Genomic DNA, 16765 nt, shown 5'->3' on the forward strand with positions numbered 1-16765 from the left:
CGATTATAACGGGTCTACTTTCAGGCAGGAAACCGCATGTCGGAAACTGCCTTCCAGAACCGGTCGCGTTTTAGCACATTCCGGCCCGGCCATCGGGCAGCGCGTGCGGAAGACGCAGCCTGACGGTGGGTTAATCGGCGAGGGTAATTCCCCTTCCAGAAGCTGGATGGTTTTATTTTTCTCCAGATCGGGATCGGGGATCGGCACCGCGGACATCAGCGCTCTGGTGTATGGATGCAATGGATTATGGTACACCTCGTCATAGGTGCCCAGCTCCACGGCATGCCCCAGATACATCACCAGCACGCGGTCAGAAATGTGTTTCACCACGGCCAGGTCATGCGCGATGAAGATCAGCGACAGCCCCATTTCGCGCTGCAGCTTCTGCAGCAGGTTAACCACCTGCGCCTGAATGGAGACGTCCAGCGCGGAAACCGGCTCATCGCAGATAATCAGCTTCGGTTCGAGGATCAGCGCACGGGCAATACCAATACGCTGGCACTGACCGCCGGAGAACTCATGCGGATAGCGGTTGATGAGGTTTGGCAACAGGCCGACTTTCATCATCATCGCCTTCACGCGATCGCGCACTTCCTGACGAGACATTTTCGGATGATAGGTGCGCAGCGGCTCGGCAATAATCTCGCCGATGGTCATACGCGGGTTTAATGATGCCAGCGGATCCTGGAAAATCATCTGGATATCGCTGCGCACCTCGCGCCACTCGTCGGGCTTCATGCCCAGCAGATCTTTACCCAGCCAGGCCACTTTACCGTCGGTGGCTTTGACCAGACCGATAATGGCTCGCGCAAAGGTCGATTTACCGCAGCCGGACTCTCCCACCACGCCCAGGGTTTCCCCTTCGTACAGGCGCAGCGTGACGCCGTCCACCGCTTTCAGGGTCTTCGGCGGCTGCCAGAACCACTGTTTGCCGTCTTTAATGTCGAAATGCACTTTAAGATCGGCGATTTCGAGCAGCACGTTGCGTTTTTCATCTAATGCGTTCATACCAGCTCCTCCTGCGGCTTAAAGCAGGCGCGCAGACGGCCTGGTGCAAACTCTTCCAGCGGCGGAGCGCTGTTGCAGATTTCCATCGCGTGCGGGCAGCGCGGCTGGAACGGACAGCCTTTCGGCAGACGCAGCAGGTTTGGCGGGTTGCCCGGAATGGTGAGCAGAGATTCCCCTTCTGCATCAAGACGCGGCACCGCGTTCAGCAGACCAATTGAGTACGGATGGGCTGGCTGATAGAAGACATCGCGCGCTTTGCCGTATTCCATGGTACGACCGGCGTACATCACCAGCACTTTGTCACAGATGCCCGCCACTACGCCCAGGTCGTGGGTGATCATGATAATCGCCGTGTTGAACTCGCGCTTCAGCTCGTTCAACAGGGTCATGATCTGCGCCTGAACGGTAACGTCCAGCGCGGTGGTAGGTTCATCGGCAATCAGCAGCTTTGGCCGGCACAGCAGCGCCATCGCAATCATCACGCGCTGACGCATACCGCCAGAAAACTCGTGCGGGAACATGCGCATACGCTTGCGCGCTTCCGGCATTTTCACCGCATCCAGCATTTTGACCGACTCTTCAAAGGCCTCCGCTTTGCCCAGGCCTTTGTGCAGCATCAGGACCTCCATCAGCTGCTCGCCTACACGCATATACGGGTTCAGCGAGGTCATAGGATCCTGGAAAATCATCGAAATCTGCTCAGCGCGCAGCTTGTTCAGCTCGTGTTCCGGCAGGTTGAGGATTTCGCGACCGTTGAATTTAGCGGAGCCCCCAATCACACCGTTAGCAGCCAGCAGGCCCATCAGCGCAAAGGCAGTCTGGGATTTTCCGGAACCGGATTCCCCTACAATCCCCAGCGTTTCGCCCGCGCGCAGGTTGAAGTTGAGATCGTTGACGGCGGTAACATCCCCGTCCGGCGTTTTAAAGGTCACGCGGAGATCTTTCACATCCAGCAGAAGGTTATTCTGCTGTTGCGCCTGTGGCGCAGTGGCCGTTTCAATAATTGTCATGACGGCGCTCCTTAACGGTCTTTCGGGTCGAGGGCATCACGCAGGCCATCGCCGATAAAGTTAAAACAGAACAGGGTAACGACCAGGAAACCCGCCGGATAAAGCAGCAGCCACGGTGAAACTTCCATCGAGTTTGCGCCATCGCTCAGCAGCGCGCCCCAGCTGCTCAGTGGCTCTTGAGTGCCGAGACCCAGGAAGCTCAGGAAAGATTCAAACAGGATCATGCTTGGTACCAGCAGTGAGGCATAAACCACCACCACGCCCAGCACGTTAGGAACGATATGGCGAACCACGATATTCCCGGTGGACACACCGCCTACCTGCGCGGCTTCGATAAATTCTTTGCGTTTGAGGCTCAGCGTCTGGCCGCGAACAATACGCGCCATATCCAGCCAGGAAACCATCCCGATAGCCACGAAGATCAGCAGGATATTTTGACCGAAGAAGGTCACCAGCAGGATGACGAAGAACATGAACGGGAAGGAGTTCAGGATTTCCAGCAGACGCATCATTACCGAGTCTATTTTGCCGCCGAGGTAGCCGGAAAGTGAACCGTAGAGCGTACCCACGATCACCGCCACCAGTGCGGCAGCAATACCTACCATCAGCGAGATACGGCCACCGATAGCGACACGCACCAGCAGATCGCGTCCGGAGGAGTCCGTGCCAAAATAATGGCCTGATTCCATATCCGGTGCGCTGGACATCATGCCCCAGTCGGTGTCGAAATAGGTAAATTGCGACAGCATCGGCGCCAGGGTCACAAACAGCGCGATGATCACCAGAACAACCAGACTGGCAACCGCTGCACGGTTGTGCATAAAGCGACGGCGCGCGTCCTGCCAGAGGCTACGACCTTCTACTTCCAGTTTTTCACTGAAGTTTTCCAGCGCCTCGCTGTTTTTCTTACTCAACATCATGGCGTGCTCCAGCGTTAGTAACGAATTTTCGGGTCGATGACGGCATACAGCACATCGACGATAGCGTTAAAGAGAATGGTCAGCGCACCGACGAGAATGGTCAGGCTCAGCACCAGCGAATAGTCGCGGTTGAGCGCGCCGTTAACGAACAGCTGACCAATGCCAGGCAGACCGTAGATTGTTTCGATAACCATAGAGCCAGTGATGATCCCGACGAATGCCGGTCCCATGTAGGAGAGCACGGGCAACAGCGCCGGTTTGAGCGCGTGGCGGAAGATAATCCGACGCATCGGCAGCCCTTTAGCGCGCGCGGTACGAATGAAGTTCGAGTGCAGCACTTCGATCATTGAACCACGGGTGATACGCGCGATGCTGGCGATGTACGCCAGCGATAATGCCACCATCGGCAAAATCATGAACTTCAATGCCCCGCCGTTCCAGCCGCCGCCAGGCAGCCACTTCAGCGTGATGGCAAATATCATCACCAGTAATGGCGCGACAACGAAGCTGGGTATCACTACCCCGGTCATTGCCACCCCCATTACGGCATAATCCCATTTGGTATTTTGTCTGAGCGCAGCGATAACGCCCGCGGTGACCCCGAAAACGATGGCCAGAATGAATGCCGCAGCACCCAACTTAGCCGATACCGGGAAGCTGGACGCGACCAGGTCGTTAACGGAATAGTCTTTATATTTAAATGACGGTCCAAAATCGCCGTGGGCCAGCTGCTTCAGGTAATTGAAGTACTGGGTGGAGATAGGATCGTTCAAGTGGTATTTCGCTTCGATATTCGCCATGACTTCAGGCGGCAGCGTACGCTCACCGGTAAATGGACTGCCCGGCGCAAGACGCATCATGAAGAAGGAAATCGTGATGAGAATAAATAGCGTTGGAATCGCTTCAAGACAGCGACGTAGGATAAATTTCAACATTGCCCGTACCTTCTGGCGTGTGCCTATATTATGTGACGTTGGTTAGACACCGTGGGGCGAGCATGCCCGCCCCACTCATTGCCATTAATGCTTGATAATATACAAGTTTTTAACGTAGATATTATCCATCGGGTCTTTACCGGTATATCCACCTACCCACGGTTTCACCAGACGGGCGTTAACGTAGTAGTAAACCGGAACGATCGCGGAATCTTTATCCAGCTGCTGCTCGGCTTTAGAGTACAATTCTGTACGCTGCGCTTCGTCAGTGGTTTTCAGCGTGTCGCCAATCAGCTTGTCGAACGCCGGGCTCTTATAGTGAGCGGTGTTGTTCGAGCTGTCGCTCAGCATGGTGTTCAGGAAGGAGGTCGGTTCGTTATAGTCCGCACACCAGCCAGCACGAGCCACATCAAAGGTGCCCTGATGACGGCTGTCGAGGAAGGTTTTCCACTCCTGGTTCTCCAGCTTCACGTTCGCGCCCAGGTTCTTTTTCCAGATTGAGGCAACGGCGATAGCCAGTTTTTTGTGCAGATCGGAAGTGTTGTAGAGCAGGCTGAAGGTCAGCGGCTTATCTGCGGTGTAGCCCGCTTCGGCCAGCAGTTTCTTCGCTTCTGCGTTACGCTGTTCCTGAGTCTGTTTGAACCACTCTGGCTCGGTCAGTTTTGCGCCATCGGTGTATGGAGGGGTATAGCTGTACGCCGGCAGATCGCCCTGGTTTTTCACTTTGTTCACGATGATATCGCGATCCAGTGCCAGCTTCAGCGCAGTACGTACACGTACGTCGGTAAACGGTGCTTTCTGGTTGTTGATTTCATAGTAATAGGTGCACAGGTACGGATCGACGTGAACTTCTTTAGGGATCTCTTTTTTTAGTTTCTGGAACAGTTCAATCGGCATGTTGTTATAGGTCATGTCGATTTCACCGCTGCGATAGCGGTTAACGTCAGTCACTTCGGACGAAATTGGCAGGTAGGTCACCTGGTCAATAACGGTTTTCGCGTTATCCCAATACTGCGGGTTACGGTCAAGCACCATACGTTCGTTGACCACCCAGTCTTTCAGCTTATAGGCACCGTTGGTCACGATATTGGCAGGCTGCGTCCATTTCTCACCAAATTTTTCCACGGCGGATTTTGGTACCGGGGAGACGGACGGGTGAACCAGCAGCTTATAGAAGTACGGAACAGGTTCGCTCAACGTCACTTCAAAGGTATTGGCATCGATCGCTTTTACGCCCAGGTCGGTAACAGGTTTTTTGCCCGCGATGATGTCATCAATATTGGCAATGTGGCCATATTGCAGGTAGCTCGCATACGGAGAGGCGGTGGTTGGATTCGCCAGACGCTGCCAGCTATAAACGAAATCTTCGGCCGTAACCGGTGTACCGTCGGACCATTTCGCATCTTTACGCAGATGGAATGTCCAGACTTTGAAATCTTTGTTTTCCCATTTTTCTGCTACACCCGGTGCCGGATGGCCGTCTACGTCTGTCACCAGCAGGCCTTCGAACAGGTCGCGGTTAACGTTAGACTCAGGAACACCTTCAATTTTGTGCGGGTCAAGAGACTGAACTTCCGCACCGTTGTTACGCACCAGCGTCTGTTTCTCCGCCAGTTGAACACCTGCAGGAACGTCCGCAGCCATTGCAGCGTTGCCCGCGATTAGCGCAGTTAAAATCCCCGCTGCTACCAGATTTTTTTTTGTGATGATGGACATTGTGTTGGTACTCCACTCATTATAATGACTGGCCTTCGCCAGCTGTGTAATCCCCTTTTGGGGCCTGTACAGCGCAGGAGTTTTTTTTGCTGCTGTCAGGTTCTTCTTTTACTGCTTGCTATCACCGACTTTTTTATTACTGACCGCTCGTATGGCCGTCTTGCGTCGATTCTTTACAGGCCTCCCCTGTTTGAGACCTGCACTGGATATCTGAGAAGAGAACCATATGAAAATAATTCTCATCTGCTTGTTTTATGCTGCAAAATATTAGGCCGGAAAGTATCAAATGGCGTAAACGCGCGCCAATACATTTTGCAAATTTGTTAAGCAATTCTCTTTTACGGTGAGTACCGCATCGTTGAGGGCAGCCCTGCCGGACATCGAATACCACTTAAAAATTATGATATTCAATAAGATAGAGAAAATTTTCTCTACACGCGCGTCGCTGCGCTATCATCGAGTTATTTTGTACAAAAATTTAACAACTGGTTATTATTTAGCACATTCATCTAGGGGAATGTTGAATTTACTAATATCATTTCGGTTATCTCTCAGCAAGCCCCAGAGTATCATGTGAGTAAAATAACAGATCGATCGAAGGTTTTCTGCGCAGGCGGGTTTGGCGGGAATTAATAACTCATTGAAATACAAGCAATGAACATTATTAGTAGAATTTATTATGATATGTGAGCATTTCAACTTTAGTTATAGGATTTACTGATAATGACGTAAAAAAACGGAGCCGTGGCTCCGTTCTTTCATACGAAATATCAGTGCAGCAAACCGGGGAAAATGCTTTTAATTCCTGTAACGATGAATTCTATCCCTAACGCCATCAACAGCAGCCCCATAATACGCGTTATGACGTTAATGCCCGTCTGCCCCAGCAGGCGCACCAGCCAGGGCGCCATGCGGAATACTCCCCAACAGCAGAGTGCGAAAAGCGCAATGGCAACGGAAAAGCCAATCAGGTGCATCAGGCTATGGTAACGCGTGCCCCAGACAATTGTTGAACTGATGGCGCCAGGGCCAGCCATGAGCGGTAAGGCCAGCGGCACCACGCCAATACTTTCGCGGATAGCTGTTTCTGACTTCTCCTGCTTGTTCTGTTTATCCTCGCCCAGCTTACCGCTGATCATGGACATCGCGATGGTCACGACCAGGATCCCACCCGCTATGCGGAAAGAGTCAATCGAAATCCCGAAGAGCTGGAGAATGGCGTCCCCAAGAAAAAGGGAGGTGAGCAATATGATAGCCACTGACAGGTTAGCGGTGAGGTTGGTCTTATTCCTGGCCGCCGCCGTCTGATAACTCGTCATACTAATAAAGACAGGAATGATCCCCACCGGGTTGACCAGGGCAAACAAACCAATAAAAAATTTAAAATACGTTGGAAAATCAAAGAGCGTTTGGATCACGTTTTGCTCCGCTTATACACATGCCCGGGACTGACACTTTGTCATGAGAAATCGCGCTGAAGATACCCTTTTTATTAGCATACTTCACTCGAAATCTGTGGCAAAACGTTATCATTTCAGGATGTTAAACATATGTATAATCAATGATAGCGTCGCTTCCATTACTTACGTAATTATTTAACACTTGAAAAATCTCAACGAAATAACCCTGCTGAAAGGTATCAGCTTGGGGGAAAATTGACGCAGATCATGATTTCCGTACTCAGAAGTGAGTAATCTTGGTTACGCCCCCAGGGAGATCACCTGACAAAAAGGGATGATGCTAAGGTAAGGCTCTTTTAGTAAATTAGTGTGCTGACGCAGAAAGTAACTCTTTGTTTTACTTTGTGTTACGCAAGTCGTATCGGCTCTGTCTATACTGTGTGACGTATCGAGCGCTGGTTTACTAAAAGAGTTTAAACATTATCAGGAGAGCATTATGGCTGTTACTAATATCGCTGAACTGAACGCCCTCGTCGAGCGCGTTAAAAAAGCCCAGCGTGAATATGCCAATTTCACCCAAGAACAGGTTGATAAAATCTTCCGCGCGGCCGCACTGGCTGCTGCAGATGCTCGAATCCCTCTCGCTAAAATGGCCGTTGCCGAATCCGGCATGGGTATCGTGGAAGATAAAGTGATCAAAAACCACTTTGCTTCCGAGTATATCTACAACGCCTATAAAGATGAGAAAACCTGTGGCGTGCTGTCCGAAGACGACACCTTCGGTACCATCACCATCGCTGAACCTATCGGCATCATCTGCGGTATTGTTCCGACAACTAACCCAACGTCTACGGCTATCTTCAAATCACTGATTAGCCTGAAGACCCGTAACGCAATCATCTTCTCTCCACACCCACGTGCGAAAGACGCGACCAACAAAGCTGCGGATATCGTCCTGCAGGCGGCGATCGCTGCTGGCGCACCAAAAGATCTGATCGGCTGGATCGACCAACCTTCTGTTGAGCTCTCCAATGCGCTGATGCATCACCCGGACATTAACCTGATCCTGGCGACCGGTGGTCCTGGCATGGTTAAAGCCGCATACAGCTCAGGTAAACCAGCGATCGGTGTAGGCGCCGGTAACACCCCTGTTGTTATCGACGAAACTGCTGACATCAAACGTGCCGTTGCGTCTGTACTGATGTCTAAAACCTTCGATAACGGCGTGATCTGTGCATCTGAACAGTCTGTTGTTGTTGTTGATTCCGTGTACGACGCAGTTCGTGAACGTTTCGCCAGCCACGGCGGCTACCTGCTGCAGGGCAAAGAGCTGAAAGCCGTTCAGGACATTATTCTGAAAAATGGCGCACTGAACGCCGCTATCGTGGGTCAGCCGGCTTACAAAATTGCTGAACTCGCAGGCTTTACCGTTCCGGCAACAACCAAAATCCTGATCGGTGAAGTGAAAGTTGTTGACGAAAGCGAGCCGTTTGCACATGAAAAACTGTCTCCAACGCTTGCCATGTACCGTGCGAAAGATTTCGAAGACGCGGTAGAGAAAGCCGAGAAACTGGTTGCCATGGGCGGTATCGGTCACACGTCTTGTCTGTACACCGACCAGGACAACCAGCCAGAACGCGTTGCCCACTTCGGTCAGATGATGAAAACTGCACGTATCCTGATTAACACCCCTGCTTCTCAGGGTGGTATCGGTGACCTGTACAACTTTAAACTCGCACCTTCCCTGACTCTGGGTTGTGGTTCCTGGGGTGGTAACTCCATCTCTGAAAACGTTGGTCCAAAACACCTGATCAACAAGAAAACCGTTGCTAAGCGAGCTGAAAACATGTTGTGGCACAAACTTCCGAAATCTATCTACTTCCGCCGTGGCTCTCTGCCAATCGCGCTGGATGAAGTGATTACTGATGGCCACAAACGTGCGCTCATCGTGACTGACCGTTTCCTGTTCAACAACGGCTACGCTGACCAGATCACCTCTGTACTGAAAGCGGCTGGCGTTGAAACTGAAGTGTTCTTTGAAGTTGAAGCTGACCCTACCCTGAGCGTGGTGCGTAAAGGTGCTGAGCTGGCTAACTCCTTCAAACCAGATGTGATTATCGCTCTGGGCGGCGGTTCCCCAATGGACGCCGCGAAAATCATGTGGGTCATGTACGAGCATCCTGAAACCCACTTCGAAGAACTGGCGCTGCGCTTTATGGACATCCGTAAACGTATCTACAAGTTCCCGAAAATGGGCGTAAAAGCGAAAATGATCGCGGTAACCACCACTTCCGGTACCGGTTCAGAAGTTACGCCATTCGCAGTAGTAACGGACGATGCAACAGGTCAGAAATACCCACTGGCTGACTATGCACTGACCCCAGACATGGCTATCGTTGATGCGAACCTGGTCATGGAGATGCCGAAATCACTGTGTGCGTTCGGTGGTCTGGATGCGGTAACTCACGCCCTGGAAGCTTACGTTTCTGTGCTGGCATCTGAGTTCTCTGACGGTCAGGCTCTGCAGGCGCTGAAACTGCTGAAGGAAAACCTGCCAGCGTCCTACAACGAAGGGTCTAAAAACCCAGTAGCACGTGAACGCGTTCACAGTGCAGCTACCATCGCCGGTATCGCGTTTGCGAACGCCTTCCTGGGTGTTTGCCACTCTATGGCGCACAAGCTGGGTTCTCAGTTCCACATTCCTCACGGTCTGGCGAACGCCCTGTTGATCAGCAACGTTATCCGTTATAACGCAAACGACAACCCAACCAAGCAGACTGCTTTCAGCCAGTACGACCGTCCGCAAGCGCGCCGTCGTTACGCTGAAATCGCAGACCACCTTGGTCTGAGCGCACCGGGTGACCGCACTGCTGCGAAGATTGAGAAACTGCTGGCATGGCTGGAAAGCCTGAAAGCTGAGCTGGGTATTCCAAAATCTATCCGTGAAGCAGGCGTTCAGGAAGCTGACTTCCTCGCTCACGTAGATAAGCTGTCTGAAGATGCATTCGATGACCAGTGTACTGGTGCTAACCCGCGCTACCCACTGATCTCCGAGCTGAAACAGATTCTGCTGGATACCTTCTACGGTCGTGAGTTCAAAGAAGGTGACGTTGCCGCTGTGAAAACAGAAGTTCCTGTCATCAAAGCTGACAAGAAAGCGAAGAAAAGCGCTTAATTGAAAGCAGAAGAAAAAACCCGCCTTTATGGCGGGTTTTTTTATGTCTGTATAACAAGGCTGGCGTTATTTCCTGTTGTCGTGTTGAATCGCCGTCAGCGAGCCTACAGACAACGCTTCTTTATAATGCTTACGACAGACTGAAACATAGCGTTCATTACCGCCTATAACCACCTGCTCGCCATCTGCATAAGGTTTCCCGGCCTGGTCAAGACGAAGCACCATGCTGGCTTTTCGACCGCAGAAGCAGATTGTTTTCAATTCGACAAGCTTATCCGACCAGGCAAGCAAATACTGGCTACCAGCAAAGAGCTCACCGCGGAAATCCGTACGCAGGCCGTAACACAGCACGGGAATATCGAGCTCATCAACCACCTCTGAAAGGGCATGAACCTGTTCACGCGTCAGAAACTGGCTCTCATCTACCAGAACACAGTGAATGGGCTGCAAAGCATGTTCTGTACGAATGTCCTCATATAGATCGGTTTTAGGGTTAAACAGTCTGGCAGGCGACGAGAGCCCTATTCTGGAGCTCACCTTCCCTGCGCCAAAGCGATCGTCGATTTCAGCCGTATAAACAACGGTACGCATCCCGCGCTCCTGGTAATTGTACGAGGATTGCAGCAACGCGGTGGATTTCCCGGCATTCATTGCCGAATAGTAGAAATAAAGTTGTGCCATTGGCCGTAAAACCCCAATCAATGTGTAATATTCCCGATGATTCATTGTACCATAATTTGTCTGGTCATCAGCGATGTAGCATACAGAGGAAGCGTTTCAGCGCGGAGTTCACAACCTTCTTTTCATGAAAATAACCCGCTAAAACATGAAGTAAACTCCTTCAGCCTGGCCAATATGTTATATGTTTAGCCAAACATAACACTGCATTTTATAGTGGAATCGCCGTTCATTAAAATTCACTATTTATTAACTATTTCAGTCTTAACATCACGGAGGGGAACTAATACAAAAGGCTGATATTTCTCCGCCGCAACTATAATTCCTGCGGTAAATGTCACAAAAAAAAGAGGCAATCGACCGGGTCCAGCCGGGTTAGCTGATAACAAACGAGACTGTTGGGTGATGAAATTTAAGTTAGCGTAATTAATAATAGCGGCATTATTTAGTATTTTTTGAATTCCTTACATTCCTGGCTATTGCACAACTGAATTTATGGCTCTATTATTAGGTCAACAAACCACCCCCCATTATAAGTTTGAGATTACTACAATGAGCGAAGCACTTAAAATTCTGAACAACATCCGTACTCTTCGTGCGCAGGCAAGAGAATGCACCCTCGAAACGCTTGAAGAAATGCTGGAAAAATTAGAAGTTGTAGTTAATGAACGTCGTGAAGAAGAAAGCGCAGCTGCCGCTGAAATCGAAGAACGTACTCGTAAACTGCAGCAATATCGTGAAATGCTGATTGCTGATGGTATCGATCCAAATGAATTGCTGAACAGCATGGCTGCAGCTAAAACCGGTACTAAAGCCAAGCGTGCTGCTCGTCCTGCTAAATATAGCTACGTTGACGAGAACGGCGAAACTAAAACCTGGACTGGCCAGGGCCGCACTCCTGCTGTTATCAAGAAAGCCATGGACGAACAAGGTAAACAGCTGGACGACTTCCTGATCAAGGATTAATCCAGCCGTATTCAGAAAAATCCCGCGTAATGCGGGATTTTTTTTAACCTAAATTTGTCGCAAACATCCCCTTACACTCTGTCATAAAGCATTATTTGGCAATTTTAATAACTGTACTTTGAGACAGGTTATGGAAGTGTTTAGGGCATAAAAAAACCGGTGGGCAGCGCCTCACCGGTTTCGGACATATCTAACCGTGGCTTATTTCTTAATACCTACGCTCTCTTTGAGCCAGGTTTTAAATTCTTCACCAAGAGTATTGTGGCGAATACCATATTCTACGAACGCCTGCATATAACCAAGCTTATTACCGCAGTCATGGCTCTTACCTTTCATATGGTAAGCCTCAACGGTCTCTTTCTCGATCAGCATATCAATGGCATCCGTCAGCTGAATCTCATCACCCGCTCCTGGAGGCGTTTTCGCCAGCAGAGGCCAGATTTCAGCGCTCAGGACATAGCGACCTACAACGGCCAGGTTTGAAGGCGCTACGTCGGCTTTAGGCTTCTCTACCACGCCAACCATTGGCACGCTTTCGCCCGGCTCAAGGTTAACGCCTTTGCAGTCAACCACACCGTATGCCGTCACGTCGTCAACAGGCTCAACCATAATCTGGCTGCTACCGGTTTCGTCGAAACGTTTGATCATCTCTGCCAGGTTATCCTGAGAAAGATCGGATTCGTATTCGTCCAGAATTACGTCAGGCAGAATTACCGCTACAGGCTCATCACCTACAACAGGATGTGCACACATCACAGCGTGGCCCAGACCTTTAGCCAGACCCTGACGAACCTGCATAATGGTAACGTGTGGCGGGCAAATAGACTGAACTTCTTCTAACAGCTGACGCTTAACACGTTTTTCCAGCATGGCTTCAAGTTCAAAGCTTGTATCGAAATGGTTTTCGATAGAGTTTTTTGATGAATGCGTAACGAGCACAATTTCAGTGATGCCGGCTGCGATACATTCATTAACGACATACTGGATTAATGGCTTATCAACCAGAGGCAGCATCTCTTTAGGAATTGCCTTAGTTGCTGGTAACATCCTGGTCCCCAATCCCGCTACCGGGATGACGGCCTTTCTGACTTTCGAATTTAGGGCAGCCATTCAAATTCTCCTGAGCTGTTCAAGTTTTGAACTTTTATGCAATAAATAACGCGTTGAGTATATCAGCCTCGCCCCGCAGTCCGGGTCTGAAAAGAACGCGTTGCCGATCAATTAGGACAAATACGCATGAATCTGGGCAGCGATAGTAGCACTCCCCGTAAAACACAGGTAAAGCAATCTTAAAATTAAGATCCAATTGCTTATTCCGTGGACAACATTAAGCGTAGCCGTCCCCCGGCGCCCCAAATTTGGCACTGCCAGGAGGAACAGCGGTGGCTAATTTGATTAAGATACGCCGTACCCAATGTCCCAAGCGGAACACCGTTACTCACCTGAATATGATGTTCACCGGTATTCAGTGAAGCGTTGAGACCTGCTGAAACGAGGATCAGATTCTTTAAACCGCTGTGGTAATAGCCGACCAGCAGCGGGAACTGTCCGGGCAAATTAGCCTGGCGAAAAAGCTGGTTTACCTGTTTGAGCAAACTGCCTAACTCCGGCAGCCGTTGTCCCTGATGCGATAACTGTTCCTGCAGCAAACCATTAAAAAGCGCGCGAAGAAGTAACGCGGCTAATACGCCATTATCCCCTGCCCGGGTAACATCCAGAGAATAAAACGCAAGGTCGGAATCAGATAAAGGTGCGATATCCAGTACCAGTCCCGGCTGATCAGCCGCCACCAGCTGACGATAATTTACGCGGCAGTGTGAAATAGTTTGCTGTACGGGTGGCTGAAGTTCTTGCAACAGTTTCGCCGCAGCAGGAGGATCACTCACCAGGGCATCCCAGTCCTGGAAAAGACGCTCCTCTTCCTCTACCCGGGAATTAAACATATTCGGATACAGGCACGCTAAGACCGTTTCTCGCAGCCGGTTCAGATCCTTGACCGGTTTAAGCAGAATATCCTGGACACCGAGTCGCAATGCTTTGGCGATATCCGCCATATTCTCTGTGGCAGAGATCACCAGAATCGGCGTCTGGTTGCCTTCGTTACGCAGATGTTCAACCAGCTTCAGCCCATTCATGCGCGGCATCTCAATGTCGCAAATCATTAAATCGGGCGTAATGCTGATCATTTTTTCCAGGGCGTCGATACCATCTTCAGCCAGTGAAGTGATTGCTCCCAGCGAGGATAACCACGAATCCAGTAGCGATCGGAAAACGGGCTCGTCTTCAACAATCAAAATGTGTTTTCCGGCCAATGGCTGCGTCATGGTTCCTCCCCTGGCTGACAGTAACTAAATAGTGGCATGCGATCGGCACTATCGCCTGTCAGATTTTGCTGAAGTAGTCAAAAAAAGGTGCTTAACGTGCTGTTTGCACAAAAGGCAACAATTCGTCCATTTTCTTTTCGACGGCTAACGAGCCCGCTGCGATGGCGGCCTCAGCCCGATGGAAATCAAGAGTAGAGATTTGCGGACAGTAAGGCTGAATAAGAATATCTGGCGGATCGCCTGCCATACGATTGCGCTTAAGGCGATTCTCCAGTACCTGGATTGACGTGGTCATGATTTCTATCGCCGTCGGCGCGGCAACCGAGCGTCGCGCGGCCATACGCCCGATTCTACCGCGCAGGCGCTCATGCCAGGCCAGTTTCTCGCCCTCGGCATCTTCGCTCTGGAGATTGACCGGCATGAGGTCCTGTTGCATCAGGTGGGCGTCGTGCTGCAGGTCGACGGCAATTACGATATCCGCCCCCATTGCACGGGTCAGAGAGATGGGAACCGGGTTTACAACGCCACCGTCGACAAGCCAGTAACCGTTGTGTGGGACAGGCGCCATAAGCCCCGGCATGCTGCAGGAGGCGCGCACGGCAAGATGGATATCCCCTTCGGTTAGCCAGAGTTCGCGTCCCGTGCTGAGGTTCGTCGCGACGGCGCCAAAGGGCATCTGACAATCAGTGAAGTCTTCGAGAGGCATAACCTGGCGGAACTGGTTAAAGACGCGTTCGCCGCGCAACAGCCCACCACGCTGCCACGAGAGGTCCATCAGACGCAGGACGTCCCAGTAACTGAAGGAACGCACCCAGGTCTCGAGTTCCGGAAGCTTCCCGCACGCGTAGGCGGAGCCGACAAGCGATCCTATTGAACAACCTGCGACAATATCTACGTTAATGCCCATCTTGTTTAAGGCATTAATCACGCCGATGTGTGACCATCCCCGGGCTGCACCTGAGCCCAGCGCCAGTCCAATTTTAACCTTTCTCATTAGCCCTGTTTTACTTCCCCTGGATTCCTCACATAGCGTCAACGCAACAGCTCAGTTAACATAGTGCTACCCGAAGCGTTTTACGCCTTTATTATTTGTTCCAGGAAGAGAATCGTGTCTCAACTCTGCCCTTGTGGTAGCGCTCTGGAGTATAGCCTATGTTGCCAGCGATATCTGTCTGACGATCAGGTTGCACCAGACCCGTCACACCTCATGCGTTCACGTTACACCGCTTTTGTGATCAAAGACGCAGACTACCTGATTAAAACCTGGCATCCCTCCTGCCATGCTGCCGAATTCAGACAAGACATCGAAGCCGGCTTCGCGAACACGCAGTGGCTCGGCCTCACCGTCTATGAATCCTCAACGGGCAGTCATGTGGATGAAGGTTACGTCAGCTTTGTTGCTCGTTTTACCGAGAATAATAAACCAGGTGCCATTATCGAGCGTTCCCGGTTCTTAAAGGAAAGCGGGCAGTGGTATTATATTGACGGAACGCGCCCACAGTTTGGTCGTAACGATCCCTGCCCGTGTGGTTCAGGTAAAAAATTTAAAAAGTGTTGCGGGCAGTAATGCCTGACAACCCAGACTTCGCAAATACAAACAGGATTTCCCGGCGATGCAATCATTACAACGTAAAGTTCTGCGCACCATCTGTCCCGATCAAAAAGGACTGATCGCACGAATTACCAACATTTGCTACAAACATGAACTGAATATCGTGCAGAACAACGAGTTCGTTGACCACCGTACCGGCCGCTTCTTTATGCGTACCGAACTCGAAGGTATTTTCAACGACACCACCCTGCTTGCCGATCTCGACAGCGCGCTTCCGGAAGGTTCCGTGCGCGAGCTGACCCCAGCCGGTCGACGCCGCATCGTGATCCTGGTGACCAAAGAAGCACACTGTCTTGGCGACCTGCTGATGAAAGCAAACTACGGCGGTCTGGACGTGGAAATAGCTGCCGTTATTGGCAACCATGAGACGCTGCGCACGCTGGTCGAGCGTTTTGATATTCCGTTCGAGCTGGTGAGCCACGAAGGCCATACCCGTGAAGAACACGACGATCTGATGGCGCAGGCCATTGAAGCGCATAACCCGGACTACGTGGTGCTGGCGAAATACATGCGCGTGTTAACGCCATCCTTCGTGGCGCGTTTCCCGAACAAGATCATCAACATTCACCACTCGTTCCTGCCGGCCTTTATTGGCGCGCGTCCCTACCACCAGGCCTACGAGCGCGGCGTGAAGATCATCGGTGCGACCGCGCACTATGTGAATGACAACCTGGACGAAGGTCCAATCATCATGCAGGACGTGATTCACGTGGACCACACCTACACGGCCGAGGACATGATGCGTGCAGGGCGTGACGTTGAGAAGAACGTGCTCAGTCGTGCGCTGTATCAGGTGCTGGCGCAGCGTGTCTTTGTCTACGGCAACAGAACCATCATTCTTTAATCTTTCGGAAAATGAATTGATTAGCTTTGCGCCTTTACGGATAAAAAGCAGGCAAACAGCTTCATTTACCTAAAGGAATGCTTTACAGGGGCGCCTCATTTGATATGATGCGCCCCGCTTCCAGCAGGAAGCAGGCCAGTAAAAAGCATTACCCCGTGGTGGGGTTCCCGAGCGGCC

Annotated in this window: 14 protein-coding genes; 4 read left to right on the plus strand and 10 right to left on the minus strand. The window is 51.1% G+C overall.

Annotated elements, in window-relative coordinates; all coding sequences use genetic code 11:
- Positions 1 to 3 precede the first annotated feature (3 nt).
- The 6 genes from oppF to IM317_RS10450 all read right to left on the minus strand — a co-directional run bounded on the left by oppF (position 4) and on the right by IM317_RS10450 (position 7007).
- Positions 4 to 1008 (minus strand): murein tripeptide/oligopeptide ABC transporter ATP-binding protein OppF, encoded by a 1005-nt coding sequence (oppF, locus tag IM317_RS10425; RefSeq protein ID WP_023312094.1) that lies wholly within the window; start codon positions 1006 to 1008, stop codon positions 4 to 6.
- On the minus strand, positions 1005 to 2018 hold the full coding sequence (locus IM317_RS10430) for an ABC transporter ATP-binding protein (RefSeq protein ID WP_023312095.1): 1014 nt from the start codon (positions 2016 to 2018) through the stop codon (positions 1005 to 1007). The genes oppF and IM317_RS10430 overlap by 4 nt, the downstream gene beginning before the upstream one ends.
- A gap of 11 nt (positions 2019 to 2029) precedes the next feature.
- Positions 2030 to 2938, minus strand: a complete 909-nt coding sequence (gene oppC / locus IM317_RS10435) for an oligopeptide ABC transporter permease OppC (RefSeq protein WP_023312096.1) — start codon at positions 2936 to 2938, stop codon at positions 2030 to 2032.
- A gap of 14 nt (positions 2939 to 2952) precedes the next feature.
- Positions 2953 to 3873, minus strand: coding sequence for an oligopeptide ABC transporter permease OppB (gene oppB / locus IM317_RS10440; RefSeq protein WP_008502786.1), 921 nt, complete (start codon positions 3871 to 3873; stop codon positions 2953 to 2955).
- A gap of 84 nt (positions 3874 to 3957) precedes the next feature.
- Positions 3958 to 5589, minus strand: a complete 1632-nt coding sequence (gene oppA / locus IM317_RS10445) for an oligopeptide ABC transporter substrate-binding protein OppA (protein ID WP_033145757.1) — start codon at positions 5587 to 5589, stop codon at positions 3958 to 3960.
- Positions 5590 to 6359: 770 nt separating this feature from the next.
- Complete coding sequence (locus IM317_RS10450; RefSeq protein ID WP_023312098.1) at positions 6360 to 7007, minus strand: YchE family NAAT transporter; 648 nt, start codon at positions 7005 to 7007, stop codon at positions 6360 to 6362.
- Between the two features lie 478 nt (positions 7008 to 7485).
- Here IM317_RS10450 and adhE point away from each other — a divergent pair, with 478 nt between their 5' ends.
- Entirely contained in the window at positions 7486 to 10164 is a 2679-nt protein-coding gene (adhE, locus tag IM317_RS10455) for a bifunctional acetaldehyde-CoA/alcohol dehydrogenase (protein ID WP_023312099.1), read from the plus strand.
- Positions 10165 to 10230: 66 nt separating this feature from the next.
- On the opposite strand, the gene tdk is transcribed toward adhE, so the two are convergent.
- Entirely contained in the window at positions 10231 to 10845 is a 615-nt protein-coding gene (gene tdk, locus IM317_RS10460; RefSeq protein ID WP_033145758.1) for a thymidine kinase, read from the minus strand.
- A gap of 549 nt (positions 10846 to 11394) precedes the next feature.
- Here tdk and hns point away from each other — a divergent pair.
- Positions 11395 to 11808: a histone-like nucleoid-structuring protein H-NS gene (hns, locus tag IM317_RS10465; protein ID WP_008502781.1), complete on the plus strand. Its 414-nt coding sequence runs from the start codon at positions 11395 to 11397 to the stop codon at positions 11806 to 11808.
- Positions 11809 to 12009: 201 nt separating this feature from the next.
- Here the strand turns inward: hns and galU are convergent, their stop codons facing one another.
- From galU to rssA, 3 genes are all read right to left on the minus strand, one after another.
- Entirely contained in the window at positions 12010 to 12918 is a 909-nt protein-coding gene (gene galU / locus IM317_RS10470; RefSeq protein WP_033145759.1) for a UTP--glucose-1-phosphate uridylyltransferase GalU, read from the minus strand.
- Between the two features lie 200 nt (positions 12919 to 13118).
- On the minus strand, positions 13119 to 14132 hold the full coding sequence (gene rssB / locus IM317_RS10475) for a two-component system response regulator RssB (protein ID WP_033145760.1): 1014 nt from the start codon (positions 14130 to 14132) through the stop codon (positions 13119 to 13121).
- A gap of 91 nt (positions 14133 to 14223) precedes the next feature.
- Positions 14224 to 15126 (minus strand): patatin-like phospholipase RssA, encoded by a 903-nt coding sequence (gene rssA, locus IM317_RS10480; protein WP_023312102.1) that lies wholly within the window; start codon positions 15124 to 15126, stop codon positions 14224 to 14226.
- Positions 15127 to 15240: 114 nt separating this feature from the next.
- Here rssA and IM317_RS10485 point away from each other — a divergent pair, with 114 nt between their 5' ends.
- Together IM317_RS10485 and purU are read left to right on the plus strand one after the other, a co-directional pair.
- Positions 15241 to 15699, plus strand: coding sequence for a YchJ family protein (locus IM317_RS10485; RefSeq protein WP_033145761.1), 459 nt, complete (start codon positions 15241 to 15243; stop codon positions 15697 to 15699).
- Positions 15700 to 15745: 46 nt separating this feature from the next.
- A complete protein-coding gene (gene purU / locus IM317_RS10490) occupies positions 15746 to 16588 on the plus strand; it encodes a formyltetrahydrofolate deformylase (protein WP_023312104.1) in 843 nt (280 codons plus the stop codon).
- The last annotated feature ends 177 nt before the right edge of the window (positions 16589 to 16765 follow it).

Origin of the sequence: Enterobacter cloacae complex sp. S3 (genome assembly GCF_014930495.1) — a bacterium.
GTDB classification, from domain to species: Bacteria; Pseudomonadota; Gammaproteobacteria; order Enterobacterales; family Enterobacteriaceae; genus Enterobacter; species Enterobacter asburiae_B.

Coding starts and splice junctions, on each gene's coding strand:
- oppF (WP_023312094.1), bottom strand. CDS start 1,008: ATGAACGCATTAGATGAAAAACGCAACGTGCTGCTCGAAATCGCCGAT.
- IM317_RS10430 (WP_023312095.1), bottom strand. CDS start 2,018: ATGACAATTATTGAAACGGCCACTGCGCCACAGGCGCAACAGCAGAAT.
- oppC (WP_023312096.1), bottom strand. CDS start 2,938: ATGATGTTGAGTAAGAAAAACAGCGAGGCGCTGGAAAACTTCAGTGAA.
- oppB (WP_008502786.1), bottom strand. CDS start 3,873: ATGTTGAAATTTATCCTACGTCGCTGTCTTGAAGCGATTCCAACGCTA.
- oppA (WP_033145757.1), bottom strand. CDS start 5,589: ATGTCCATCATCACAAAAAAAAATCTGGTAGCAGCGGGGATTTTAACT.
- adhE (WP_023312099.1), top strand. CDS start 7,486: ATGGCTGTTACTAATATCGCTGAACTGAACGCCCTCGTCGAGCGCGTT.
- tdk (WP_033145758.1), bottom strand. CDS start 10,845: ATGGCACAACTTTATTTCTACTATTCGGCAATGAATGCCGGGAAATCC.
- hns (WP_008502781.1), top strand. CDS start 11,395: ATGAGCGAAGCACTTAAAATTCTGAACAACATCCGTACTCTTCGTGCG.
- galU (WP_033145759.1), bottom strand. CDS start 12,918: ATGGCTGCCCTAAATTCGAAAGTCAGAAAGGCCGTCATCCCGGTAGCG.
- rssB (WP_033145760.1), bottom strand. CDS start 14,132: ATGACGCAGCCATTGGCCGGAAAACACATTTTGATTGTTGAAGACGAG.
- rssA (WP_023312102.1), bottom strand. CDS start 15,126: ATGAGAAAGGTTAAAATTGGACTGGCGCTGGGCTCAGGTGCAGCCCGG.
- purU (WP_023312104.1), top strand. CDS start 15,746: ATGCAATCATTACAACGTAAAGTTCTGCGCACCATCTGTCCCGATCAA.